Here is a 25,205-nt window from a genome sequence, read left to right on the forward strand (position 1 = left end):
GAACGGCGAAGGTGAGCGCGCCGCATGACCGCCGCCACCAAGGACATCGATACCCTCGCCAAGGGCGGCCGCACCAATATCGCCGGTTTCGTGCTGCGCCTCGCCGCGCGCATCCCGTTCCTGTTCATCGCCGGCCGGCTGTATGGCGCCGATCTCGTCGGCCGTTTCGCGCTCGCGGTGGTGGTGGTCGAGCTGGCCGCGCTGCTCGCGACGCTCGGCCTCAAGCGCGGGCTCGCCCAGGCGCTGAGCAGCTCGGAGCGCCCGCACGTTTGCGTCGTCTGGGATGCGCTCGCGGTCGCCTTCATCGCCTCGATCGTCGCCAGCAGTGTGCTGATCGCCTTTCCTGAGGTGATGTACGCCAACTCCCAGGTCACCGGGCTCGATCGCTTCTTCCCATGCATCATCGTCGCGGTCGCCTGGTCCGACGTCAGCCTCGCCGCGCTCGCCTATCGGCTCAACGTCAAGGCCGCGGTGACGGCGCGCGCGGTGGTGGAGCCGTGGACGATCTCGATCGCCGCTTATGTGTTCTCCTTCTTCACCATCAAGGACGGGCTGGTCCTCTCCTATGTCGCCTCGATGGTGGCGGCGCTGATCGCGAGCATGGTGCCGTTCCTCAGGAGCTACGGCCTGCCGCGCGGCTGGTCGCCCAATCTCGGCGGGCTGTTCGCGCTCGCGCGCGCCAATGCGCCGCTCGCCGGCGCCGACGCGCTCGAATGGGGCAGCCGCAACGTCGATCGCTTCATCCTCGGCGTGATGTTCGAGCCCAAGATCGTCGGCATCTATTACATGGCGCAGCAGGTCGCGTCGCTGCCGCAGAAGCTCAAGACCAGCTTCGATCCGATCCTGGGGCCCGTGATCACCCAGAGCCTCGCGGTCAACGATCGCCTCGCGATCGCTAACCAGGTCCGCCAGGTGGCGTTCTGGATCATGGCCGCGCAGGGCGGGCTTGCCCTGATGGGCTCGATCCCCGGCGAGGCGGTGATGGGCGTGGTCGGCCCGCAGTTCGTTGCCGGTGCCGCGGCACTCGGCTTCCTGCTCACCGCCGAGGTGCTCGCCTCCACCGGCGCAGTGTGCGAATCGGCGCTGGTCTATACCGCGCGGCACCGCAATCTGGTCATCTCGGTGGTGATGCTCTGCGTCCAGATCGGGCTCAGCCTGGCGCTGATCCTGCTCATGCGCCGGCTCGGCTGGCCGACCAACTATCAGGCGGCAGGACCGGCGATCGCACTGATGCTCAGCGTCGGCCTTACCTCGGTGATCAAGGCGCGGCTGCTCAGCCGCATCCTCGCCGCGCCGGTATCGCCGTGGCGCTGGCCGCTGATCGGCGCCGCGGCGGCGGCGATCGTGGTCGGTTCGCTGTTCACTGCCTTGCCGCACCGGCTGGAATGGGCCGAGCTGCTGCTCGGCGAGCCGGCGATCGCCTGCACCTATCTGTTCATCCTGTGGAAGTGGGCATTCGGCCCGGCCGATCGCGCGCTGTTCGGCAAGATGCCACGCGCGGAGGAAGCGACGCTGCCCAACGTCGGCTCGCCGGTCGGCTGAGCCGGACTACACCCTCATCCCGGCGAAAGCCGGGATCTCCTGCGGCTCTATCCCTGGTTCAACAACGTCGAGATGCCAGCTTTCGCTGCCATACGGTCGAGGAGATGGCCGGCCTCAGTGCCGGAAGTGGCGCATCCCGGTAAACACCATCGCCAGCCCCGCCGCGTCGGCCGCGGCGATCACCTCATCGTCGCGGATCGAACCGCCCGGCTGGATCACCGCGGTCGCGCCCGCTTCCACCGCCGCGAGCAGCCCGTCGGCGAAGGGGAAAAAGGCATCGGAAGCGACCGCCGAGCCGATCGTCCGCGGTGCGGCCCAGCCCGCCTTGTCGGCGGCATCTCTCGCCTTCCACGCCGCGATCCGCGCCGACTCCAGCCGATTCATCTGCCCGGCGCCGATGCCGGCGGTGGCGCGGTCCTTGGCATAGACGATCGCGTTGGACTTGACGTGCTTGGCCACCGTCCAGGCGAAGCGGCAATCGTCCAGCTCCTGCGCGGTCGGCGCACGCTGGGTGACGACCTTGAGCTCGCCCGGCGTGCCAGCGTCGCGACCCTGCACCAGCCAGCCGCCGGCGATCGACTTGGCGAACAGGCCGCTGCGGGCGGGATCGGGCAAGTCGCCGGTCAGCAGCAGCCGCAGGTTCTTCTTGGCCGCGAACAGCGCCAGCACCTCGTCGTCGGCGTCGGGCGCCACCACCACTTCGGTGAAGATCCCGGTGATCGCCTTGGCGGTGGCGACGTCGAGCGGGCGGTTGACCGCGATGATCCCGCCGAACGCCGAGACGGTGTCGCAGGCGAAGGCCTCGGCATAGGCCTGTTCGAGGCTGCCTGCGGTGGCGACGCCGCACGGGTTGGCGTGCTTGACGATCACGCAGGTCGGCGCCGCGTCGCGGAACTCGGCGACCAGCTCCAGCGCCGCATCGGCGTCGTTGAGATTGTTGTAGCTCAGCTCCTTGCCCTGCACCTGGCGGGCCTGGCCGATGCCGCGGACGCCGTCGGTCGCGGTGTAGAAGGCGGCCGACTGGTGCGGGTTTTCCCCGTAGCGCAGGGTGGCGCCACGCGTGAGGGTGAGCGGCAGCACCGGCGGGAACTGCTCGGCCTGGTCGACGGTGCCGAACCAGCGCGCGATCGCGCCGTCATAGGCGGCGGTAGCGGCAAAAGCCTTGGCGGCGAACACCTTGCGCTGGTCGAGCGTGGTCGCGCCGGTCGCGACGATCGGGTAATCGGCGGGATCGGTAACGATCGCCACATAATGATGGTTCTTTGCCGCCGAGCGGACCATCGACGGGCCGCCGATGTCGATATTCTCGATCACCGTGTCGCGATCGGCGCCTCGGGCGACGGTGGCTTCGAACGGGTAAAGATTGACGACGACCAAGTCGATCGCGCCGATGCCGTGGGCCTGCATGGCGGCGGCATGCTCGGGATCGTCGCGCACCGCGAGCAGGCCGCCATGGACCATCGGGTGCAGCGTCTTGACCCGGCCGTCCATCATCTCCGGAAAACCGGTGAGATCGGCGACGTCGCGCACCTCCAGCCCCGCGTCGCGGAGCGCCTTGGCGGTGCCGCCGGTGGAGACGAGCTCGACGCCCTGGCTGGCGAGAGCGCGGGCAAGGTCGACGACCCCCGTCTTGTCGGAGACGGAGAGGAGCGCGCGGCGGATCGGGATGCTGGTCATGCGCGGCGCTTTGTCGCGTTCGGGCCAGGGATTCAAGCGTTGGCGGGCATCGGCCGCAAACCGTCATCCCGGGTCAAGCCCGGAATGACGGTGTGGTCGTCGGGCTTACTTGCCGCGCAGCGTGTTGAGCACCGCCAGGCCGATCACGCTCGCCAGCGCTGCGGTCGCATAAGGGCGCGCCTTGGCGAAGTTCTTGGCCTTGTCCGCCGCCGGGCCGACGCCGCCGCCGAGCGCATCCTTGGCGACGCCGACGGTCTTGTTGAACGCGCCGGTCAGCTGATCGGCGAGGCCCTCGCCCTGCAGCAACTCATTGCCGGTCGCCTTGCCGGCACCTTCCTTGACCTTGCCGGTGATGTCCTGGGCGTCGCCTTTGAGCGTGGTGGTGTTCATCGCACTGTTCCTTGGCTGATTAACCCTCCTGCCGAGGGCTACAGCGCCCTAACGGACGAATCGCGGCTTGGTTCAGCCGGTCAGATCGCGCGCTTCATCGCCCAGCTGATATTGGCACCACCGGCTGCCGCTTCGCCGCTCACCACCAATTGCTGAGTCGCGCTCGGATAGCCTTCGCCGTCGATCCACAGCGAATCCTCGATCATCAGTGCGCCGCCGCGGCAGCGGAACTGCCACAGCGCACCGCCCGGCAGCCGCATGATCGCCGCGAGACCGTCCGCAGTGGGCGAGGCCTGGACGCCGGCGCCGAGATGAAAGCGCAGCGAGAACGGCGTGTTGCCCGAGCGGCGCTTGCGCCCCTGCGGCAGCAGCGCATCCTCGCCGCGCAGCTCGCGGCCGTCGCCGGTAAGCATCAGCTGGCGGCGGTGGATGAAGCCCCAGCGCCGGACATAGCCGTCGTGGCTCGCCTCGATGCGGCTGGCGACATCCGATTCCTGGCGGCTCAGTTCGACCTCGCCGACGCCGCGGCCGAGCGTGCCGTCGACATGGATCGCGGTGGAGTTGGAATCGCCCACCACCAGCGTCGAATGCGCCGCGGTGGTGCGCAGCCCCTCGGCAAAGGCGCTCGGCAGTTGCGCCACCGCGGCGCGGGCGCCGCCGCAGTTGACGATCAGCCGCACCGGGCCATCGGAAAATTCGAACGCGAGCGTCGAGGCGCAGCCGCCCTCCACCAGCCGTGCGATCGGCGGCGGCGCGGCATCGACCACCAGCACCGCGCTGCCCGCGGCGAGTCGCTGATAGCCCCAGTCGCGCGCCTGGCGGAGTGGCCGGGTGCGCACCCCGCTTGCCTCGATCACCGCGGCGACATGCTCGGGCGTGCCGGGGCCGCAGCCCTGCCAGCTCGAAAGCGCGCGATCTCCGTGCATCACGCCGAGCAGCGCCGGCACCGCCGCCGCCAGCGCCGCCTGCACCGTGCCTGGCAGTTCCTCGCCCCGGGCGGCATAGACCTCGCGGAGCATGGCGAGCAGCATCACCGTGTCGACCAGCATCGCCGGGCTGCGCGACACCGATCCGCCGTCGTCACCGAGCCCGCTCGCCAGCGCGCGCGCCAGCCCGGCCTCGCCAAAGCTGCGCCGCGGCTCGCCGCCGGGGATCAGCAGCCCCGCGGCGATCACCCCGCACCAGGCAGCGATGCGCTGCGCACCGGCCGGCACCTTGTCGGCGCTGCGATCGAGATGCCGGGCGCCGCGCGCCAGCGCGTTGAGCACGCTGGAACGATAGACCAGGTCGGTCGACGACAGGATCAGCGGCGCATGCGCGGTCCAGAACAGGATGCGCCGGCCCCACAGGTCCGGCCGCCAGGCGAGCGCATCGACCTTGTCGGCATAGGCGCCGATCCAGCGCGCCATCAGGCCTTCCGCGATCGGCGCGCCCTGCGCCCGGGTCGCTACCGTGGAGAGATCACGCAGCCAGGCGAAGCTGTGGACATATTCGGCGAACGGCTTGCCCCAGTCGCGCCGGGCGAAGTTGAGCGCATCGAGCTCGCGCGCCTCGCCGCGGAACACGATCTCGCCGCGCAGCAGCGCCTGGCCGCGCTTGACGTCGCCGATCACGGGATCGTCGGGCACTGCCACCAGCTTGAGCGGATAACGACCCTTCAGGCGCATGCCGTGGATCGGCGTGCGCCAGGTCATCATCTGCAGCCGTTCCGACAAGCGCTCGGCAAGGCTCAGCCCCTTGTCGCCGCCGACACGCATCAGGCGCTTGCCTTCCTCGATGCCGTCCTGCGCGGCGATGTCGCCGGGTTCCGCGTTCATCCGCGCAGCGCCGCGATATTGGCGGCATAGGCGTCCGGGCCGCCGCGGAACACCGAGGTGCCGGCGACCAGGGCATCAGCACCGGCCTCGATGCAGCGCTTGGCCTGCACCGCATCGACGCCGCCATCCACTTCGAGGTCGATCGCGCGCCCGCTCATGTCGATCATCTTGCGGATCGCGGCGATCTTCTTGAGCTGGCCGTCGATGAAATGCTGGCCGCCGAAGCCGGGATTGACGCTCATCACCAGCACCAGGTCGACCATGTCGATCAAGTAATCGAGCATCTTGGCGGGCGTGCCGGGATTGATCACCACGCCGGCGCGCTTGCCCAGGCCCTTGATGTGCTGGAGCGTACGATGGATGTGCGGCCCCGCCTCATAATGCACCGTCAGCGTGTCCGCCCCCGCCTCGGCAAAGGCGTCGAGATAGCGATCGACCGGCGCGATCATCAGATGAACGTCGAACAGCTTGGCGGTGTGCGGGCGCAGCGCCTTCACCACCGCCGGGCCCATCGAGATGTTGGGCACGAAATGCCCGTCCATCACGTCGATGTGGATCCAGTCGGCCCCCGCGGCATCGATCGCGCGCACCTCCTCCCCCAGCTTGGCAAAGTCGGCGGAAAGGATGGATGGCGCGATGCGGACAGGCTGCATGATCATGTCTCTACTTTGCTTGCCCACCATTACAATGCGGGTCCGCAAAGCTTGGGCCTATTAGCATAGATTTATGCGTCGCGCCGCAGCCGCACGATGAAGAAGCCGTCACAGCCGCCGGCCTCGGCGAGCATCCCGGGGAGCGTCCGCACCCAGCCGCCGTCGTTGACCGGAATACCTGCCGGCAGCAGCGCCGCATCCGGGGCCTCGACCCGATAGTCCGGCCGGCTCGCCAGGAAGGCGGCGAGCTGCTGCTCGCCTTCCTCCGGCTCCAGGCTGCAGGTGGCGTAGACCATCGCGCCACCCGGCTTCACCCAGTCCGCCGCCCGCGCCAGGATCCGCGCCTGCAGCGCCGCCATCTCGGTGATGATCGACGGGCGGACGCGGTACATCACGTCGGGATGGCGGCGGAAGATGCCGCTGGCGCTGCACGGCGCGTCGATCAGCAGCGCATCAGCGGGCTCGTCCGGCGTCCAGCGCAGGATGTCGGCGGTGACGACCTGCGCCTTCAGCCGCGTGCGGAATAGATTCTCGCGCAGCCGCTTGACCCGGCTCGGCGACACATCGACCGCGGTCACCGCCGCGCCCTGCGCCGCCAGTTGCAGCGTCTTGCCGCCCGGCGCCGCGCACAGGTCGATCGCGCTGCCGGCGATGCCGCCCAGCAACCGCGCCGGCAGCGACGCGGCGAGATCCTGCACCCACCACGCGCCCTCGGCATAGCCGGGCAGGTCGCCGACCGGCGCCGGATTCACCAGCCGGACATGACCCGGCAGCAGGCTGACGCCGCCAAGCTTCTCCACCCATAACTGGGTGGCGGCGGGATCAGCGAGGGTAAGGTCGAGCGGCGGCGGCGCGGCGACCGCACCCGTCGCGCCTTCCACCACCTCGGGGCCCCAGGAGGCTTCCCAGCGCATCTCGACCGTCGCGGGCAGCGCGGGCACCTCGGGCAGCAGCACGCCCGAGCGCATGATCGCACTGAACACGCCATGGACCAGCTTGCGCGGGCCCCCATCCACCAGCGGCAGTGCGGTCGCGATCGCCGCATGCTGCGGCGTGCCGAGCACCAGCGCCTGAACCAGCGCGATGCGCAGCGCCATCCGCGCCTTGGCATCGTCGGGCAGCGGGCGTTCGGTGACCGAATCGATCAGTGCGTCGAGATCAGGCAGCCGGCGCAGCGTTTCCGCGGCGATGGCATGGGCCAACCCACGATCTGGGCCATAGACGTGCCGGGTGGCGCTGCCGAGCGCCGCCTCCAGCGGTTCGCCCCGGCGCAGCACCGCATCCAGCAGGCGCAGCGCCGCGCGTCGGGAAGCGGTGCCGAGTGGTTCGGGGGCTTGGGCCAACTTGTCGAAACTCCTGGGAAGGCCGATGTAGGGCACACGGCACGATCCGCCTGTAACCGGAGAATCCCCGATGGGCCAACGCCCAGCCCATGTGAAGCCGCCGGCCTATCTGTCGAAGAGCCCGCCGGTACCCGCGCCCCAGCCGGTCGCGCGCCCTGCGCAGGACCCGCTGGCGCAGGATCCCACCCGCTACGGCGACTGGACGCTGAAGGGCATCGCGATCGATTTCTGACGTGGCGGCGGCGGGCGACATGATGTCGCAGCCGGAACGACTTCCGGCGCCACGCGTCACACCCTGATGACCTTCCTGGCGCGGCGCTGGCGCACCATCTTCATGATCGCCATCGCGGCGGTGCTCCTGTTGCTGCTGATCGCGGCGGCCTTTCCCTGGGGCGTGCTCAAGGGCGTGGTCGCCGACCGGCTGGCGCAGCGCTTCGGCCGGCCGGTGGTGATCGAGCAGATGACGCGGGTGGACCGATTCGGCTTCCGCCCGACGATCGCCGTCGCCGGCGTGCGCATCCCGCAGCCGGGCTGGGCCGGGTCCGGCGACTTCGTCCGCCTCGGCCGCGCCGAAGTGACCTTCCCGCTTTGGCCGCTGCTCGGCGGCAGCTTCCGTCCCCGCAATTTGCGCGTCGACCGGCTGGCGCTGGCGCTGGTCCGTACCAAGGATGGGCGGACCAATTGGTCACGCCCGGGCAAGCCGGAAAGCGGCGGCGCCTCCACCGATCTCAAAGGACTCACGATCAGCAACTCGACGATTGCCTATCGGGATGCCAAGCGCAACCGTTCGGTTTCCCTAAACTTCTCGTCCGATGCGAGTCACGGTGTGCGGGCGGCGGGCAGCGGCGTGGTTCGCGGCGCGCCGGTACGGATCAGCTTTACCGGTGCGCCGGTCGACCGGCCACAGCCCGGCCCCTGGCCGTTCGTCGCGCGGCTCGACGGCGCCCGGCTGGCGATGGTCGCCCGCGGCAGCACCGATCGCCCGCTCGATACCAATGCGATGACGCTCGACGTCACCGCGCGCGCCGCCGATCTGCGGCTGATCGACGCGGTGATCGAGGCGGGGCTGTTCGGCACCCAGCCGGTGACGCTCGCCGCACACGTCCGCCACGACGCGCCCGACTGGACGATCACGGCGCTCAAGGGGACCATCGGCCGCTCCGACATCGCCGGGCACCTTACCGTCAGAAAGCGCGACGGGCGCACCAAGCTCGATGGCGCGATCGCCGCGCAGCGATTCGATTTCGCCGACCTGTCGTCCGACGAGGGCCGCGCCCGTGGTGCCGCGCTCGAGCGGCGGATCGGCCCGCGCATCGTGCCCGACACGCGGATCAGCCTCGCCACCATCAAGACCACCGATGGCGTGCTCGCCTTCCGTATCGCCCATGTGTTCAGCGGCTCGGGCGACAGCTCGATCATCGGCGTGCGTGGCACCGCGACGCTCGATCATCAGCGGCTCACCGTGGCGCCGCTGGTGGTCGCGCTGCCGAGCGGGGTGATCCGCGGCACCGCAACCGTCGACCAGCGCGGCGGCGCGGCATTGCCGCGGCTCGGTCTCGATCTTCGCCTCACCGGCAGCCGCGTCGAGGCGTTCGCCGGTGCCGGCGGCAGCTTCACCGGGCGGGTCCAGGCGCATGCCCAGCTCAGCGGCCGCGGCGACACCATCCGCGCCGCGATCGCGCGGGCCGATGGCCGGCTCGGCTTTACCGTGCGCGATGGCGCGCTACCCGCGCGCTATGCCGCGGCGGCCGGCTTCGATGCCGGGCGGGTGCTGCTCGCCGGCAAGAACGACTCGGCCTCGCTGCGCTGCCTGATTCTCACCATGCCGGTCACCAACGGCCAAGGCCGCGCTAGCCCGCTGATCGTCGACACCAGCGAGAGCCAGCTGACCGGCCAGGGCCGCCTGTCCTTCCCCGGCGAGACGCTCGACCTGCGCTTCACCGGCGCGCCCAAGCGCCACAGCCTGTTGCGCGTCCCCGGCGCGGTGTTCGTGCGCGGCACGCTCAGCGATCCGGCGCTGGTGATCCCGCCGGAGATCCGCTCGGCCGGGAATATCTTCAAGGCGCTCGGTCGCGCCATCACTGGCCGCCAGGGCCCGCAGGCGAGCGATGCGAACTGCGCCGCGCTCGCCGCCCGAGCGCTGCGCTAACGCTCGATCAGGCGGTGAGCGCCGCGAGCTTGGTGACGGTGTTCCAGTTGCGTGCCGTCGCCACGCGCGGAAACTTGAGCTTCGCCATCGTCGCCGGCAGCGTCGATCGACCGACGCCGGCGGCGTAGTCGACATACAGCTCGCGGCCTGCCGCATGCAGGCGCTCGGGGCCGGCGAGCGGCACCGCCGCGACCAGCGCCGCCGGCACCGGGTCGCGATGAAATGTCACCAGCAGGTGATTGGGGCGCGCCGCCGCGGCATCGGGAAAAGGATTATTCGCGATCACCGCGGCAAGCTCGGCATGGCGCCGCAGCAACCAGTCGGTATCGAGGCCGAGCCGCGCCCGCGCCGCAGCGGCGAGGCGAGTCTCCAGCGCTGCGGCATTATCCTCGTCAGCATCGAACACCACATTGCCCGAGGCGAGCAATGTCGCGACGCCGCCATAGCCCTCGGCGCGCATGAAGGCGGCCAGATCGGCCATCGCCAGCTTGCGGTTGCCGCCGACGTTGACGCCGCGCAGCAACGCCGCCCATCTCACCGGCCTTCGTCGCGCAGCGGCCGGGCAAGCAGCGCGCCGATCACCCCCGCCACCGGCTCGCCCGCGAGCAGCCTGCACACCGCGGTCGTCACCGGCATGTCGACCTCGGCTTCGCGCGCCGCGTCGGCAAGTACCGGTGCGGTGAAGGCGCCTTCCGCAACGGTGCGGCGATCGGCGAGCAGGTCGCTCGCGGCACCGCCCTTGCCGAGACCGACGCCGAGCGAGAAGTTGCGCGAACTAGTCGAGGAGCAGGTCAGCACCAGATCGCCGAGGCCCGACAGCCCGGCGAGCGTCTCCGCCCGCGCGCCGCGCGCCAGCCCGAACCGGGTCATTTCGGCAAAACCGCGCGCGATCAATGCCGCGCGGGCATTCTGGCCGAGCCCCGCGCCCTCGACCACGCCGCACGCGATCGCCAGCACGTTCTTCACCGCGCCGCCGATCTCGGCGCCGATCACGTCGCTCGACGCATAGGGCCGGAAGTGCGGCGCGGCGAGCCGCTCGGTCAGCGCCTGGCGCAAGCCGTCGTCCGCCGCGGCCAGCGTCACCGCGGTCGGCAGCCCGGCGGCCACCTCATGCGCGAAGGTGGGGCCGGACAGCACCGCTACCGGCGCCTGGGGGTGAACCTGGCGCGCGACCTCGCCCACCAGCATCCGCGTGCCCGCCTCGATGCCCTTGGCGCACAGCACCAGCGGCGTCGTCCCCGATTCGATCGCGCTCAGCACCGCGCGGACATGCTGTGCCGGCGCCACCACCAGGATCGCCTCGCTGGTCGCGAGATCGCCGAGCGTCGCAGTGGCGCGGATCGTCGGCGCCAGCGGCGTGCCGGCGAGGAACAGGGCGTTCTCGTGACGCTCGTTGATCCCGGTGACCACCTCGGGCTCGCGCGCCCACAGCAGCACCTCGTCGCCGCGGTGCGCCGCTACCTGGGCCAGCGCGGTGCCCCAGGCGCCGCCGCCGATCACGCCGATCTTCATGCCTTCATCCTCATGCTTTCACCCCTGCCCCGCGCACCGGCTCGGCGGCGGGATCGAGCGGCCAGCGCGGCCGCGCCGCGACATCGAGCGGGTCGGTGAGTCCTGCCGCGAACCGCTCGGCGCCGGCCCAGGCGATCATCGCCGCATTGTCGGTGCACAGCCACAGGGGCGGCGCGACGAAGCGCAGGCCATACGCCTGCGCCAGTTGCTCGAGCGCGCCGCGCACCGCCTGATTGGCCGCGACGCCGCCCGCGACCACCAATGCGGTCGCCTCCACCCCCGCCAGCGCCTTGGCGGTGCGATCGATCAGGCAATCGACCACCGCCAGCTGGAACGAGGCAGCGATATCCTCCGGCGCATGATGGCCCGCCGCCCGCGCCACCGCGCTCTTCAACCCGGCAAAGGAGAAATGCGGCTCGGCCGAGCCTTTGAGCGGCCGCGGCAGCGGCACATTGGCGGTGCCGAGCGCCGCCGCCCGCTCCACCGCTGGCCCGCCCGGGAAGCCGAGGCCGAGCAGCTTGGCGGTCTTGTCGAACGCCTCGCCCGCGGCATCGTCGATCGTGGTCGCCAGCCGGCGGTAGCGGGCGACGCCCTCCACCAGCAGCAACTGGCAATGGCCGCCCGAGACGAGCAGCAGCAGATAGGGAAAGTCGAGGCTGGGATCCGACAGCCGCGGGCTCAGCGCATGGCCCTCGAGATGGTTGACCGCGACCAGCGGCTTGCCTGCGGCATGCGCCAGCGCCTTGCCGGTGACGAGGCCCACCATTACCCCGCCGATCAGCCCCGGCCCAGCGGTCGCCGCGACCGCGTCCACCTGGTCGAGCCGCAACCCCGCATCGGCGAGCGCCGCCGCGACCAATGGCTCCAGCGCCTCGACGTGCGCGCGCGCCGCGATCTCGGGCACCACCCCACCGAACGGCCGATGCTCGGCTTCCTGGCCGGCGAGCCGATGGGCGAGCACCTGGCGATCGCCGGTGACGAGCGCGGCGGCGGTCTCGTCGCAGGAGGATTCGAGTCCGAGGATGATCATCGCGCCGCTGTACCGGCACGCGCCGCGCTTGTCGAAGCCTGCGGGTTGGGCCATGGCGCGGCGATGATCCGGTTCAGGCTCGGCACGCGGGGCTCGCCGCTGGCGCTTACCCAGGCGAACATGGTGCGCACTGCCTTGTGCGGCGCGCATGGCTGGGCCGAGGACGAGGTCGCGCTGGTCGTGATCCGCACCACCGGCGATCGCGTCCAGGATCGCGCGCTCGCCGAGATCGGTGGCAAGGCCTTGTGGACCAAGGAACTCGATCGCGCGCTGCTCGATGGCGAGATCGACGCGGCCGTTCATTCGATGAAGGACGTCGAGACGATCCGGCCGCCGGCAATCCAGATCGCCGCGATGCTGCCGCGCGCCGACGTTCGCGACCGGCTGATCGGCGCGGACTCGATCGCGGCGCTGCGCCCGGGTGCGGTGGTCGGCACCAGCTCGCCGCGGCGGCGCGCGCAACTGCTGCGGCTGCGCCCCGATCTCCAGGTGATCGTGTTCCGCGGCAACGTCGACACCCGCCTCGCCAAGCTCGCCGCCGGCGACGCCGACGCCACGCTGCTCGCCGCCGCCGGGCTCGATCGACTCGGGCGCGACGGCATCGGCGTCGCGATTCCCACCGACGTCATGCTCCCCGCCCCCGCCCAGGGCGCGGTCGGCATCGAGGTCCGCGCCGCCGATGACACCGCCGCGGTGATCGTCGGCGCGATCGACGATCCCGCCACCAGCCGCTGCGTCCATGCCGAGCGCGCCTTGCTGGGCCGGCTCGGCGCCGATTGCCATTCGCCAGTCGCCGCGCTCGCCGCGCTGGCGGGCGAGACGCTGACGCTGCGCGCCGAGCTGATCGCCGAGGACGGCCAATGCCATGTCGCCGACCATGCCGAGGGCGTCGACGGGCTCTTGGTCGGCGCAACGCTGGCTGCCGCGCTGCTCGCCGCCGCACCCGAACCGGTGCGGCGACTGTTCCAGCCATAGGCACGCGGCGATGATCCGGGGATGGCTGGTGGCGAGGCCCGAACCCGGCAACGGCCGCACCGCCGCGCGGCTCCGCGAGCGCGCCGGCATCGGGCGCGACGTGGTACAGCTGCCGCTGTTCGCCGTTGGCCCGGTCGCCTGGCAGGCGCCCGTCCCCGAGGCCTTCGATGCGCTGCTGCTCACCAGCGCCAACGCCCTGCGCCATGGCGGCGATGCGCTCGCCGCGTTGCACGCGCTGCCGGTAGTCGCTGTCGGGGCGGCCACCGCTGCCGCCGCCGTAGCCGCAGGCTTCACCGTCGCCGTCACCGGCGAGGCAGATGCCGCCGCCGCGATCGCGCGCGCACGGCGCCAAGGCCTCACCCGCCTGCTCTGGCTCGCCGGGCGCGACCATGATCCGGGCACGGCGGCGGCCGTTGCCGATCGCCGGGTCGTCTACGCCAGCGAACCGCTGCGAATCGCACCGGCGCTCCTCGCCGCGGCGATCGACCGGCTGGTGCTGCTCCACTCGGCCCGCGCCGCGCGCCGCTTCGCCGCGCTGGTCGACGACGCCGGCCTCGATCGCCGGCGCATCGGTATCGCGGCGCTCAGCCCGGTGGTGGGTGCCGCTGCCGGAACCGGCTGGCGGGTCGCGGCAAGCAGCGCCGTGCCCAATGACGAGGCGCTGGTCGCCGCCGCGCTGGCGCTCGCCGATCAACCGGCGATTGACCATCCGCCGGGCGCCGGGGATAAGAGGGCATGACAGAATTTGTGCCGATCTCTGCGACACGCACGCGCGGGCCGCGGACCGGCGTGATCATCGCGTTGGTCGCGCTCGCCTTTATCGCCGGCCTCGCGCTGATGGGGGTGATGATGAAGCGGCTGCCCTGGCTCGGCGGCACCCCCGGCACCGCCCATGTCTCTGCCGCCACCGCGGCCGCGGATCGCGACAAGGCGGCCGCTGGCTATTCACCCGCCCAGCCGCTCAACGCCAATGGCGAGACGCCCGTCACCGATACCGCGACGCTGGTGACACGCGAGGCGGCGCTTGCGGCGCAGCTTGCTGCGCTGGAGGCGCGTACCGCCACGGTGACCGCGACCGCGACGGTCGCCGGCAACCAGGCGACCCGCGCCGAGGGCATGCTCGTCGCCTTCGCCGCACGCCGCGCGCTCGATCGCGGCCTCGGCCTCGGCTATCTCGAGGAGCAGCTGCGCACCCGCTTCGGCACCAGCCAGCCGCGCGCGGTGACTACCGTGATCCAGGCAGCGCGCCAGCCGGTGACGCTGGAGGATCTGCGCCAGGGGCTCGATGCGATCGCGCCGGATCTCAACACCATCAGCAGCGACGGCTGGTTCACCGCGATCCGCCGCCAGCTCGGCAACCTCGTGGTGCTGCGCAAGGCCGGCACCCCCTCGACGCTCCCCGCCGATCGCATGGCGCGCGCCAAGCGGCTGCTCGAGGGCGGCCAGGTTGAGGCCGCCCGTGCCGAGATCGCCCGCCTGCCCGGCGCGCGCGACGCCGGCAACTGGATGGAAGCCGCCAACCGCTACGTGACCGCACGCGCCGCGCTCGACCAGATCGAGAATGCCGCGATCCTCGGCCAGGGCAATCAGCCCGCCCCGCCTCCGGCTGCCGCACCGGCACCTGCCGATCCAGGCATCACCACCGACAGCGGCAGCGACGAGACCCCGGGCATCGCGCCTGGCGTCTAGGGGCAGCACGCCTGTCCGTCGTCATGCCGTAGTTGCGGCGTGACCTGACCCAGGCGCTTGGAACAGGTGGACAGCGAAACGGCCGCTTTGGCGACAACTACGGATCGTCGTGAAAGCCTGGCCTAGCCGCCGCCAGGGCGATTACTCGGCGCTCCCGCCTACGGTTTTCTCGATCAACCAGAAATGTAGCAGCTGCACGGCGACAAGAGTTGCGCCCGTGGCGACCAAGACGGGAAACACGAGGCCTTCTTGTCCGGGTCTGGGCGCGACATTCGTCGACAGAATAGTTTGAAAGCCAAGAACGGCGAAGGCCAGCATCGGCATGGAGGCAAGTGCAAGACGACGGGGGGCGAACCAGTTAACCTCACCCGACAACCCCCATTGCATCGGTAGCTGATCTTCATGGCGGAAGCGCGAGTTCGCTCGGAAGGCCAGTACGCAGTTTATCGAGACAAAGACCATCGAGACGATAAGCATGACCATAAGCCGGCTCCTTGACGGATCGTTATAGCACAAGGCACGCCGTCGAACATCAATTCTCGGTTGGAAAGAGGATCGCCTCTGCAAACACTTGTCGATTAGCCCCGCATATCGCGAACACCATCGGCTTCTCGACACCCATTCCAATATGCCCTTCGAGAGGCTGACAAATGGCGGAACGGCAAAAGTGATGGTATCCGTCGGACAGCGTTCGGCAGAGATCGGCCATAAGCAGCCTGTAGCATGATCGCTGCTCAGGTCGTGCAATCCGACCCTAAGATCTATTGGGGAGAAGATATGATGCGCCTGCCTGCCCGCTTGTTGCCTGTTCTCCTGCTCGGCGCAGCCCCACCGCCACTGGCGACGGTTCCGATAGGCGCGTTCCGAACCTGGGGAATACATCCGGGAGTGCCCTTGTCATTCGTCGCAGGTGGCCTGACGGTGAAGGTCGAAGCCACGCCCTGTGAGGTGCCGGCAAAGAACGAGGGTTGCAGTTTCAACGGCATAAGCAATCAAGCGATCGTGTCGGTCAGTCGGCCAGGATTGCCACCGTTCCACATGACGAGCGATAGCCAAGCCTCGTTCGTGCGAGTCGCCGTCGTACGCCTTGCAGCTGGGCGGGGACATGCGGGATTGGTGGTAGACAATCAGTGGGGCGGATCCGGCGGTTTCACCGCTGTAACGTTGATAGAGCCATCGGTCAGCGGCTTCCATGCGGTGCCCCTACAGTATCGCGGCAGCGCCGCGCTGATTGGCGAGGTAAGCGTGTTCTCCCGCAGTCTATCCAGAGATAGCCAACCCGGCTTTGTGCTCGAGGCGCCCGGGTTTAACTTCTCGGGCGAGTGCAACGCCTGTACGCGCGGCGTACCGCTGGTGTTGACCATCCGCGACGGGCGCAGCGTCGACGTCTCGGACGATCCTGCTGTGCGGCCGCTGTTCGCGCACGACCTGCCCGCTCATCGCCGCATTTGCGTGTCCAATGTCAAGGAGCGCAATGGCAGCTGCGCCGCTTTCGTCGCTGACGCCGCCCGGCTGGGGCAAGCGCCGTCCGCCTGGCACGTGATGCTATCCCACTATCGGCATGAGCCGGCAGGCTACCCAGCCGCGCTGCGATCATTCCTGGTGACCTGGGGTTATATAACGCCAGCCGACGCCCGTGCTTTGCCGCTGGCTTAAGTGGGCGTGAGCAGACCAATCGCTCGCTAGGCCGACACCCGCTCGATCAGCTCCATCGCGCCCTGCGGTGCTCTCACCTTGGCGCCGTTGATGAAGAACACGAAGGTGTCGCGTGCCTGCGGCGCAGGCGCGGTGTTCTCAACATAGGGCAGCCCCTCGGGCCGTCCGCCTGCCGCCCAGGTTTGCGCCGCCGCGGCCCAGCGGTCGAGCGCGGCGGGTGCATAGCCGGCCGGATGCGCCTCCTCGGCCGCCTCCAGCCGGGCATAGACGAAGTCGCCGGTGACGTCGGCGATCGCGGGATAGTCCGCCGAATCGGCATAGACGATCGCCACTCCCGCCGCGCGTGCCATCGCGACGAACGCCGGCACCGCGAAGCTCTCGTGGCGCACCTGCACCGCATGGCGCAGCGCCACGCCCGCATGGCTCTTGGGCAGCAGCGCCAGGAACGCTGCCATGTCGTCGGCGTCGAACTTCTTGGTCGCCATGAACTGCCACAGGATCGGGCCGAGCTTGTCGCCGAGCTCGACGACTCCCTGACCGACAAACCGCTCGACCGATTCGCCGGCCTCGGCGAGCACCTTGCGGTTGGTGCAATAGCGCGACGCTTTCAGCGTGAACACGAAGCCGTCGGGCACCGCGCTGGCCCAGTTGGCGAAGCTCGCCGGCTTGAAGCTCGAATAATAGGTGCCGTTGATCTCGATCGCGGTGACCTTGCCGGCGGCATAGTCCAGCTCGCGCTTCTGCGGCCACTTCTCGGGATAGAAGGTCCCGCGCCACGGCTCGTAGGTCCAGCCGCCGATTCCGATTCGAATGGTCATGGGTATGGCTATAGCCAGGCCGGTGACCTCGCGTCACGCTCGGCTGGTACAGGTGCTGCTGGTGGATGGCCGCGCGGCAACGCGGCTGGAGCGGGCGAAGGGATTCGAACCCTCGACCCCAACCTTGGCAAGGTTGTGCTCTACCCCTGAGCTACGCCCGCTCTGGCGCCTGATGCCCGGCTGCCGAAGCGGCCACCGGGCGGGGTGAGGCGCGCTATTAGCCCGGAGGTTTCGGGACGGCAAGCCTTTGCGTGCAAGAATTTAGCTTGGCGACTCAACCATTAGAACATTACAAGAACATCCGTGAGCGACTCGTCCGCCCTGATTGCCCGGCTACGTGGCCTTGCCGCTGCCGGAAGCCCTGCGCAAGCCGACCCGCGGGCGGCGGATGCGTGGCTTGGCGAGGGCCTTGTCCGGGCGCAACTCCATGAAATCTATGCGCGCGAAGCCGATGACGGGCCGAGCGGGATCGGCTTTGGCATCGCCCTCGCACTGGCCGCACGCGCGGTGCCGCTGCTGTGGATCCGTACCGAGGGCTGCGAGCGCGCGATCGGCCGCCCGCATGCCGGCGGCCTCGCCGATCTCGGCCTCCCTGCCGATTCACTGGTGCTCGCGGTGGTGGCCGACGAGCCCGCGCTGCTCCGCGCCGCCGCCGATGCCGCGCGCTGCCCGGGGCTCGGCACCTTGCTGATCGAAAGCGCCGGCCCGGCGCGCGGGCTTGATCTCACCGCCACCCGCCGGCTGATGCTCGCCGCCGAAGCCTCGGGGGTCACCGTGCTCAGCGTCCGCGTCGGTGCCGAGCCCAGCCCGAGCGCGGCGGCGACTCGCTGGGGCGTCGCGGCGGTGCCGTCGACCGCGCTCGACGCCAATGCGCCGGGCTTCCCCGCCTTCGACATCGAATGCTTGCGCCGCCGCGGAGGCCCCGCGGGGACGCGATGGCGCGTGGAATGGGATCGAGATGCCAAGAGTTTCCGTGGAACGCCGCTATCTGGCGCTGGTCTTTCCTTGGCTGCCGATCGAGCGGCTGCGCGCCACCAGGCCGCACCTGTTCGTCGGGCGGGATGAGGCACCAGTTGCCTTTACCGAGACGGTCGGCAACGCCGTCCGGCTGACCGCGCTCGGCCTCGCGGCGGCGCAGGCCGGGCTGCAGCCGGGGCTGACCCTCGCCGATGCCCGCGCCCGCGTTCCCGAGCTCGAGGTCTTCCCCCATGATCCCCATGCCGATCTCGACTGGCTCGAGCGACTCGCCGACGGCTGCGCGCGCTACACCCCGATCGTCGCGCTCGAGCCGCCCGACACGTTGATCCTCGATATCGCCGGCTGCACCCACGCCTTCGACGGCGAGCGCCCGCTGGCCGCCGATGTCGAGGGACGGATGGCGCGGCGCGGCCTGCTCGTCCGCCATGCGTTTGGCGACACCCCCGCGATCGCCCGTGCGCTGGCGCGCTTCGCCGGCGCGCCCGCGCCCGACGAGAAGCGCGCGGTACGCCGCCTGCCGGTCGCGGCGCTCGATCTGGGCGAGGACGAGACGATCGCGCTCACCCGCGCCGGGCTCAAGACGGTCGGCGAGGTGATGGCGCGGCCGCTCGCCAGCATCGCCGCGCGGTTCGGCGAGGACGCCGTGACCGCGATCCGCAGCCTCGCCGGCGAGGCCGCCGCGCCGGTGCGGGCACGCCAGCGCGTCGCCCCGGTGGTGGTGGAGCGCCGCTTCGCCGAACCGGTCGCGCGCACCGATTATGTGCTCGACGTCATCGCCGAGCTGATCGCCGAGGCCGCCACCACGCTCGAACAGCGCCACCAGGGCGGCCGCCGCTGGGAAGCGCGGCTGTTCCGCGCCGACGGCCACGTCCAGAGCCTGCGCGTCGAGACCGGCCAGCCGACCCGCGACGCGGCGCTGCTCGGCCGGCTGCTGCGCGAGCGGATCGACAGCCTCTCCGACCCGCTCGATCCCGGCTTCGGCTATGATCTGGTGCGGCTCGACGTGATGCTCGCCGAGCGGCTCGATGCCGCGCAGCTGAAGCTGGAGGGCGGCGCCGCGCAGCAGGAACGAGAGGGCGTGACCCAATTGGTCGACCAGCTCGCGACCCGGCTCGGCCGCGGCCGGGTGCGCCGATTCGCGGCGCGCGACAGCCACATCCCCGAACAGGCCGAGCTGATGCTCCCCGCCACCGCGCCGCCGCCCGCCCAAGCCGCCGCCTGGCGCGCGACCGAGGAGGGCGAGCCGCCGCAGCGCCCGATCTACCTGTTCGATCCGCCGCAGCCGATCGAATCGATCGCCGCCGAGGTGCCGGACGGTCCCCCCCACCGCTTCCGCTGGCGCCGCCGCGTCCACGAGGTCGCGCGCGCCGAAGGCCCTGAGCGGATCGCCGGCGAATGGTGGCGCCGCCACGATGCCGCGATCCCGACCCGCGATTACTATCGCATCGAGGACCAGCGCGGCCGCCGCTTCTGGATCTTCCGCCACGGGCTGTACGTCGAAACCGAGCGCCCGCGCTGGTACCTCCACGGGCTGTTCGCGTGACGGCGGTGCCAGCCTCGGCCGAACCCGCGTCCCCGACCCGCTTCGCCGAGCTGGTCGCCGCGACCAATTATTCCTTTCTCCACGGCGCCAGCCACCCGCTCGACATGGTCAGCCGCGCCATCGAGCTCGGGCTCGCCGGGATCGGCATCGCCGATCGCAACACCGTCGCCGGTGTGGTCCGCGCGCATGACGCGCTCAACCGCGCCAAGATCGGCCTGGTCGGCGCGCAGCTGCCGCCGATCGACTTCAAGCTCGCGGTCGGCGCCCGGCTCGTCTTTGCCGACGGCACGCCGGACATCGTCGCCTATCCCACCACCCGCCATGGCTGGGGGCGGCTCACCCGGCTGCTCACGCTCGGCAACCGCCGCGCGCTCAAGGGCGGCTGCATCCTTGGCCTCGGCGATCTCCAGCGCCATGCCGACGACCTGCTGCTGATCGCGCTGCCCGACAGCAGCGCCCGCCCCGCCGAGCCGGCGCCCGAGGCGATGCTGCCGCCGGCGCGTGCCGATGCCGGCCTCGCCGCCACTCTGCCGCTGCTCGCCGCCTGCGCGCCGGGGCGGGTGTGGCTCGGCGTCACCATGCCGCGCGCCGGCCGCGACCAGCGCCGCTTGATCCGCCTCGCCCGCCTCGCCGATGCCGCCGGCGTGCCGCTGCTCGCCACCACCGATGCCCATTATGCCCATGCCGACCAGCGTGCGCTCCACGACATCGTCACCTGCATCCGCGAGGGCGTTACCATCCAGCGCGCCGGCCGCCGCCTCGCCGCCAATGCCGAGCGCCACCTCGAGCCGCCCGAGGAGATGGCGCGGCTGTTCGCCGGCTGGCCCCGGGCGCTCGCGGCCAGCCTTGAGTTGCTCGACCGGATCGATTTCACCCTCGACCAGCTCCGCTACGAATATCCGCACGAGCCGGTGCCCGAGGGCTGGGACGCGCAAGGCTGGCTCCAGGAGCTGGTCCACCAAGCCGCGCTCAAGAGATACGGCGGCGTCATCCCCGCCAAGATCACCGCGCTGCTCGACGAGGAATTCAGGCTGATCGAGGACCGCCGTTACGCCCATTATTTTCTCACCGTGCACGACATCGTCCGTTTCGCGCGCTCGGTGGAGCCGCCGATCCTGTGCCAGGGGCGCGGCTCGGCCGCCAATTCGGTGGTCTGCTATCTGCTCGGCATCACCTCGGTCGATCCGCTCAAATACGATCTCCTCTTCTCGCGCTTCGTGTCCGCCGAGCGGGACGAGCCGCCCGACATCGACGTCGATTTCGAGCACGAGCGACGCGAGGAGGTGATGCAATATATCTATCGGCGCTACGGTCGCCACCGCGCCGCGATCGCGGCGACGGTGATCCATTACCGCCCGCGCAGCACGGTGCGCGAGGTCGGCAAGGCATTGGGCCTCACCGAGGACGTCACCCAGCGGCTGACCAGCACCGTGTGGGGCAGCTTCGCCGGCAAGTTCGAGGAGGAACGGCTCAAGGAGACCGGCTTCGACCCCGACAATCCGGAGATCCTCCGGCTGCGCGACATGGTCGATCAGTTGCTCCAGTTCCCGCGCCACCTGTCGCAGCATGTCGGCGGCTATGTCCTCACCCAGGGGCGGCTCGACGAGATGGTGCCGATCCACAATGGCGCGATGAAGGACCGCACCTTTATCGAATGGGACAAGGACGATATCGACTGCCTGGGGCTGATGAAGGTCGACATCCTCGCGCTCGGCATGCTCACCTGCATCCGCAAGGCGTTCGACCTGATGGAGCGCCACGGCCTCGGCCGTCACGAGCTCGACACGCTGGCGGTCGACGAGAATCCGATCGTCTATGACATGCTGTGCAAGGGCGACAGCATCGGCGTGTTCCAGGTGGAGAGCCGCGCCCAGATCAACATGCTGCCGCGTCTCAAGCCCAGGAAGCTCTACGACCTCGTCGTCCAGGTCGCGATCGTCCGTCCCGGGCCGATCGAGGGCGACATGGTCCACCCGTATCTGCGCCGGCGTAGCCAAAAAGAGAAGGTGGAATACCCCTCGCCCCATCCCGATCACGGCCCCGCCGACGAATTGAAGCAGTTGCTCGGCGAAACCTTTGGCGTGCCGCTGTTCCAGGAACAGGCGATGAAGCTCGCCATGGTCGCCGCCAAGTTCACGCCCGAGGAGGCCAACCAGCTGCGCAAGGCGATGGCGACTTTCCGCAATGTCGGCGGCATGACCAATTTCTACGAGAAACTGGTCGGCGGCATGGTCGCGCGTGGCTACCAACGCGATTTCGCCGAGCGCTGCTACAAGCAGATCGAGGGCTTCGGCAGCTATGGCTTTCCCGAAAGCCATGCCCTGTCGTTCGCCCGGCTGGTCTATGTCTCGTCGTGGATCAAATGCTTCCACCCCGCGATCTTCTGCGCGGCGATCCTCAACTCGCAGCCGATGGGCTTCTACGCGCCGGCGCAACTGGTGCGCGATGCCGCCGAGCATGGCGTCGAGATCCGCGACATCGACGTCAACGCGAGCGGCTGGGACCATGGGATCGAATCGGCCGAGCCCTCGGGCGCCCACCCCCACGCCGTCCGCCTCGGCCTCCGCCAGATTGACGGCTTCCACGAAGCCTGGGCGATCAAGCTCGTCGAGGCCCGCACCAGTCCCTTCATCTCGATCGAGGACCTTGCCCGCCGCGCCGGCCTGCCCACCCGCGCGCTCAACCTGCTCGCCGATGCCGACGCGTTCCGCTCGCTCGCGCAAGGCCGCCGCGAGGCGATGTGGGAAGTGCGCCGCACCCCGCCCGCCCAGCTTCCTCTATTTGCCGCCGCCGACGCCCCCGAACTCGGCCAGGAGCCCGATGCAGCGCTGCCAGCGATGCCCTTGTCCGAACAGGTCGCCGCCGATTACCAGACCACGCGCCTGTCGCTCAAAGGCCACCCGATGGCCTTCCTCCGCGCCACCTTCGCCGCCGAGGGCGTGCTGTCGAGCGCCCAGGCGAGCGCGGCCAAGGACGGCCGCCGCGTCAGGGTGGCAGGCGTGGTGCTGGTCCGCCAGCGCCCCGGCAAGGGCAATGCGATCTTCGTGACGATCGAGGACGAGACCGGGGTCACCAACGCCTTGCTGTGGGCGCGCGACTTCGAGGCCAATCGTCGCGCGGTGATGGCGGCGCGGCTGCTGGTAATGGAAGGCGTGATCCAGCGCAGCGAGGAAGGCGTCGTCCACCTGATGACCGTCCGCGTCCAGGATCGCACCGCCGAGCTCGGCCGCCTGTCGTCCGATCAGCTTGCCCCGCCGGACGAGCTGATCCGCCCCAAGCCGCTGGTCGCCCACGATCACCGTTCGCTCCGCGGCGAGCATCCCCGCCCGCATCACCCCCGCGACGTCCGTATCATGCCCCCCTCGCGCGACTTCCATTGACCGCGCAACGACGGGCTTGGCGCGGCGCGCATTCCGCCCCACATGGGCCCTACAAGCAAAGGAGCACCACTTGGCCACGCTAGGCATGTCCCCCGCCGAGAAGGAAGCCGTCGAGGCCTTCCGCCGCGACGTCGTCGAACCATCGATGACGAGCCTGGTGATCATCGATTTCTGGGCCGAATGGTGTGGGCCGTGCAAGGCGCTCGGGCCGACGCTCGAGAAGGTCGCCGCCGCTTATGCCGACAAGGGCGTGATCCTCGCCAAGATCGATACCGACAAGAACCAGTTCATCGCCGCGCAATTCCAGATCAAGTCGATCCCGACCGTTTATGCGATGTTCCAGGGCCAGCTCGTCGCCGACCTGACTAGCGCGCGCACCGAATCGCAGCTGCGCGTCACGCTCGACCAGCTGCTTAAACAGCTGCCGATCCAGTCGGACGCGGCCAGCGCCGAGGCCGAGCTCGAGCCGCTGATCGCGATGGCCGAGGACGTGCTCGCCCAGGGTGACGCGGAGCGCGCGCTGTCGATCTACGACCAGCTCGCCGCGATGGCGCCCGATCATCCCGCGGTGCTTGCCGGCCGTATCCGCGCGCTGGTCGCCGCCGGGCTCAACGACGAGGCGCAGGCCGCGATCGACGCGCTGCCCGCCGATCTCAAGGACGCCGGCATCGATCGCGCCAAGGCGACGCTGGCGCTCGCCCAGTCCGCCCAGCCGGTGGAGGATTTCAGCGCACTCGCCGCCGAGGTTACCAACAACCCCGACGACCACGAGCGCCGCTTCGCGCTCGCCAACGCGCAGATGGCCGCCGGCGACCGCGACGGCGCCGCCGACAACCTCCTCTACATCGTCGCCGCCGACCGCACCTGGGACGACGGCGCCGCGCGCGCCCAGCTGCTCAAGCTGTTCGAGGTCGTCGGTCTCGAGGACCCCTGGGTCTCCGCGCAGCGCCGCCGCCTCTCCGCGATCCTGTTCGGATGACACAAGACGCGCGCCAGACCACGCGGCTCTCGGTATTCCCGCTACCCGGCGCGCTGCTGTTCCCGGGCATGCACCTGCCGCTGCACATCTTCGAGCCGCGCTACCGGGCGATGGTGTCGGACGCGATGGCGCGCGATCGGCGGATCGGCATGATCCAGCCGCGCCTGCAGGGCGCGCCGCCCGAGCCAGGTGCGAACGGCACGGCTGGCGACGACCGGCCCGAGCTTTACGACATCGGCTGCGTCGGCCGCATCGCCGAGGTCGAGGCGCTGGAGGACGGTCGGTTCAACCTGGTGCTCGAAGGCGTCGCGCTGTTCCGCATTGTCCGCGAACTCGATGTCACCACCGCCTTCCGCCAGGTCGAAGCCGAGCTGCTGCCGGTGACGGGCGACGAGACGCTGTCGCTCGGCCACCGCTCGTCGCTCGAACTCGAATCGCGCCGCTATGCCGAGGCGCAGGGCTATACGGTCGACTGGGACGCGGTGGAGCGGCTCGACGACGAGAGCCTGGTCAACGGCATCGCCCAGATCGCGCCGTTCGATGCCGCCGCCAAACAGGCGCTGCTCGAAGCCCCCGATATCGAGACCCGCGCCGAGCTGATCATCCAGCTGATGCAATTCTTTGGCCGCCATGACGGCGAGGACAAGGTGACGCTGCAATGAGCGCGCCGACGCCGAGGCCCCGCAAAGGCCGCCGCCATGGCGCGGCGATGATGGCCTGGATGTTCTTCGCCAACCTGTTCGAGCCCAAGAAGGCGGCCGCGATCGAGCAGATCGACACCCACAACCGGGTCGGCAGCGACGCCTGGCGCACCGCCCGCGCGGCCGCCGCCCCGGCGTCGCCCAAGGACCATTGATCATGCCGACCCTAGACCCCTGGCTGCTCGAGCGCCTGGTCTGCCCGGTGACGCGCCAGCCGCTGCGCTATGACGAGGCCGCGGCGGAACTGGTCTCCGACGCGGCAGGCCTTGCCTATCCGATCCGCGACGGCGTGCCGGTGATGCTGCCAGACGAAGCGCGGCGGCTCTAGCCACTTGCCGTCACCCCAGCTGTCGTCGGGATGACGGTTCAACGC

The 25,205-nt window shown here is 70.2% G+C and carries 24 protein-coding genes and 1 tRNA gene; 14 read left to right on the forward strand and 11 right to left on the reverse strand.

The genetic code is table 11. From position 1 onward, the window contains the following. The first annotated feature begins 24 nt into the window (after window positions 1–24). On the forward strand, window positions 25–1,542 hold the full coding sequence (locus OXR60_RS05705; RefSeq protein WP_267394810.1) for an oligosaccharide flippase family protein: 1,518 nt from the start codon (window positions 25–27) through the stop codon (window positions 1,540–1,542). 114 nt (window positions 1,543–1,656) lie between these two features. Here the strand turns inward: OXR60_RS05705 and purH are convergent, their stop codons facing one another. The 5 genes from purH to OXR60_RS05730 all read right to left on the reverse strand — a co-directional run bounded on the left by purH (window position 1,657) and on the right by OXR60_RS05730 (window position 7,422). Next, window positions 1,657–3,219 (reverse strand): bifunctional phosphoribosylaminoimidazolecarboxamide formyltransferase/IMP cyclohydrolase, encoded by a 1,563-nt coding sequence (purH, locus tag OXR60_RS05710; protein ID WP_267394811.1) that lies wholly within the window; start codon window positions 3,217–3,219, stop codon window positions 1,657–1,659. A gap of 105 nt (window positions 3,220–3,324) precedes the next feature. Continuing rightward, entirely contained in the window at window positions 3,325–3,609 is a 285-nt protein-coding gene (locus OXR60_RS05715; RefSeq protein WP_267394812.1) for a CsbD family protein, read from the reverse strand. Between the two features lie 80 nt (window positions 3,610–3,689). Then, window positions 3,690–5,426, reverse strand: coding sequence for a heparinase II/III family protein (locus OXR60_RS05720; protein WP_267394813.1), 1,737 nt, complete (start codon window positions 5,424–5,426; stop codon window positions 3,690–3,692). Next, window positions 5,423–6,085, reverse strand: coding sequence for a ribulose-phosphate 3-epimerase (gene rpe, locus OXR60_RS05725; protein ID WP_267394814.1), 663 nt, complete (start codon window positions 6,083–6,085; stop codon window positions 5,423–5,425). The genes OXR60_RS05720 and rpe overlap by 4 nt, the downstream gene beginning before the upstream one ends. A gap of 65 nt (window positions 6,086–6,150) precedes the next feature. After that, the gene (locus OXR60_RS05730; protein ID WP_267394815.1) at window positions 6,151–7,422 is read right to left on the reverse strand and encodes a transcription antitermination factor NusB; all 1,272 of its coding nucleotides are present in this window, start codon (window positions 7,420–7,422) and stop codon (window positions 6,151–6,153) included. Between the two features lie 70 nt (window positions 7,423–7,492). Here OXR60_RS05730 and OXR60_RS05735 point away from each other — a divergent pair, with 70 nt between their 5' ends. Both OXR60_RS05735 and OXR60_RS05740 read left to right on the forward strand, forming a co-directional pair. Beyond that, window positions 7,493–7,654: a DUF1674 domain-containing protein gene (locus OXR60_RS05735; RefSeq protein WP_267394816.1), complete on the forward strand. Its 162-nt coding sequence runs from the start codon at window positions 7,493–7,495 to the stop codon at window positions 7,652–7,654. A 66-nt stretch (window positions 7,655–7,720) separates the two neighbouring features. After that, on the forward strand, window positions 7,721–9,571 hold the full coding sequence (locus OXR60_RS05740; protein WP_267394817.1) for an AsmA family protein: 1,851 nt from the start codon (window positions 7,721–7,723) through the stop codon (window positions 9,569–9,571). 7 nt (window positions 9,572–9,578) lie between these two features. Here the strand turns inward: OXR60_RS05740 and OXR60_RS05745 are convergent, their stop codons facing one another. Genes OXR60_RS05745 through tsaD form a run of 3 tightly spaced genes read right to left on the reverse strand, consistent with a single transcriptional unit; the run spans window position 9,579 to window position 12,113 of the window. Further along, window positions 9,579–10,109 carry a DUF1697 domain-containing protein gene (locus OXR60_RS05745; protein ID WP_267394818.1) on the reverse strand — a complete coding sequence of 177 codons (531 nt, stop codon included), beginning with the start codon at window positions 10,107–10,109 and terminating at the stop codon, window positions 9,579–9,581. After that, entirely contained in the window at window positions 10,106–11,083 is a 978-nt protein-coding gene (locus OXR60_RS05750; protein ID WP_267394820.1) for an NAD(P)H-dependent glycerol-3-phosphate dehydrogenase, read from the reverse strand. Before OXR60_RS05750 ends, OXR60_RS05745 begins: the two co-directional genes overlap by 4 nt. Before the next feature lie 10 nt (window positions 11,084–11,093). Beyond that, entirely contained in the window at window positions 11,094–12,113 is a 1,020-nt protein-coding gene (tsaD, locus tag OXR60_RS05755; protein ID WP_267394898.1) for a tRNA (adenosine(37)-N6)-threonylcarbamoyltransferase complex transferase subunit TsaD, read from the reverse strand. Between the two features lie 63 nt (window positions 12,114–12,176). On the opposite strand from tsaD, the gene hemC reads away from it, so the two are divergent. Genes hemC through OXR60_RS05770 form a run of 3 tightly spaced genes read left to right on the forward strand, consistent with a single transcriptional unit; the run spans window position 12,177 to window position 14,777 of the window. After that, window positions 12,177–13,088, forward strand: coding sequence for a hydroxymethylbilane synthase (hemC, locus tag OXR60_RS05760; protein WP_267394821.1), 912 nt, complete (start codon window positions 12,177–12,179; stop codon window positions 13,086–13,088). A gap of 10 nt (window positions 13,089–13,098) precedes the next feature. Next, entirely contained in the window at window positions 13,099–13,827 is a 729-nt protein-coding gene (locus OXR60_RS05765; protein ID WP_267394822.1) for a uroporphyrinogen-III synthase, read from the forward strand. After that, window positions 13,824–14,777, forward strand: a complete 954-nt coding sequence (locus tag OXR60_RS05770) for a hypothetical protein (RefSeq protein ID WP_267394823.1) — start codon at window positions 13,824–13,826, stop codon at window positions 14,775–14,777. Before OXR60_RS05765 ends, OXR60_RS05770 begins: the two co-directional genes overlap by 4 nt. Window positions 14,778–14,918: 141 nt before the next feature. Here the strand turns inward: OXR60_RS05770 and OXR60_RS05775 are convergent, their stop codons facing one another. Further along, window positions 14,919–15,260 carry a hypothetical protein gene (locus OXR60_RS05775; RefSeq protein ID WP_267394824.1) on the reverse strand — a complete coding sequence of 114 codons (342 nt, stop codon included), beginning with the start codon at window positions 15,258–15,260 and terminating at the stop codon, window positions 14,919–14,921. A gap of 240 nt (window positions 15,261–15,500) precedes the next feature. Here OXR60_RS05775 and OXR60_RS05780 point away from each other — a divergent pair, with 240 nt between their 5' ends. Continuing rightward, the gene (locus OXR60_RS05780; protein WP_267394825.1) at window positions 15,501–16,433 is read left to right on the forward strand and encodes a hypothetical protein; all 933 of its coding nucleotides are present in this window, start codon (window positions 15,501–15,503) and stop codon (window positions 16,431–16,433) included. Window positions 16,434–16,459: 26 nt separating this feature from the next. Here the strand turns inward: OXR60_RS05780 and OXR60_RS05785 are convergent, their stop codons facing one another. Next, window positions 16,460–17,251 carry a DUF72 domain-containing protein gene (locus OXR60_RS05785; protein WP_267394826.1) on the reverse strand — a complete coding sequence of 264 codons (792 nt, stop codon included), beginning with the start codon at window positions 17,249–17,251 and terminating at the stop codon, window positions 16,460–16,462. A gap of 86 nt (window positions 17,252–17,337) precedes the next feature. Beyond that, window positions 17,338–17,412, reverse strand: a tRNA-Gly gene (locus OXR60_RS05790). A 142-nt stretch (window positions 17,413–17,554) separates the two neighbouring features. Here OXR60_RS05790 and OXR60_RS05795 point away from each other — a divergent pair. The 7 genes from OXR60_RS05795 (at window position 17,555) to OXR60_RS05825 (ending at window position 25,160) form a co-directional block, all read left to right on the forward strand. After that, the gene (locus OXR60_RS05795) at window positions 17,555–18,316 is read left to right on the forward strand and encodes a hypothetical protein (protein WP_267394827.1); all 762 of its coding nucleotides are present in this window, start codon (window positions 17,555–17,557) and stop codon (window positions 18,314–18,316) included. Beyond that, entirely contained in the window at window positions 18,225–19,772 is a 1,548-nt protein-coding gene (locus tag OXR60_RS05800) for a DNA polymerase Y family protein (RefSeq protein WP_267394828.1), read from the forward strand. Before OXR60_RS05795 ends, OXR60_RS05800 begins: the two co-directional genes overlap by 92 nt. Beyond that, window positions 19,769–23,152, forward strand: coding sequence for an error-prone DNA polymerase (locus OXR60_RS05805; RefSeq protein WP_267394829.1), 3,384 nt, complete (start codon window positions 19,769–19,771; stop codon window positions 23,150–23,152). Before OXR60_RS05800 ends, OXR60_RS05805 begins: the two co-directional genes overlap by 4 nt. Before the next feature lie 85 nt (window positions 23,153–23,237). Then, window positions 23,238–24,131 carry a tetratricopeptide repeat protein gene (locus OXR60_RS05810; protein ID WP_267394899.1) on the forward strand — a complete coding sequence of 298 codons (894 nt, stop codon included), beginning with the start codon at window positions 23,238–23,240 and terminating at the stop codon, window positions 24,129–24,131. Further along, entirely contained in the window at window positions 24,128–24,793 is a 666-nt protein-coding gene (locus tag OXR60_RS05815) for an LON peptidase substrate-binding domain-containing protein (protein WP_267394830.1), read from the forward strand. Before OXR60_RS05810 ends, OXR60_RS05815 begins: the two co-directional genes overlap by 4 nt. Beyond that, window positions 24,790–24,987, forward strand: coding sequence for a hypothetical protein (locus OXR60_RS05820; protein WP_267394831.1), 198 nt, complete (start codon window positions 24,790–24,792; stop codon window positions 24,985–24,987). Before OXR60_RS05815 ends, OXR60_RS05820 begins: the two co-directional genes overlap by 4 nt. 2 nt (window positions 24,988–24,989) lie before the next feature. Further along, window positions 24,990–25,160, forward strand: coding sequence for a Trm112 family protein (locus OXR60_RS05825; RefSeq protein WP_267394832.1), 171 nt, complete (start codon window positions 24,990–24,992; stop codon window positions 25,158–25,160). Window positions 25,161–25,205: the final 45 nt, after the last annotated feature.

Origin of the sequence: Sphingomonas sp. GC_Shp_5 (assembly GCF_026540855.1) — a bacterium.
Taxonomy (GTDB): Bacteria; Pseudomonadota; Alphaproteobacteria; order Sphingomonadales; family Sphingomonadaceae; genus Sphingomonas.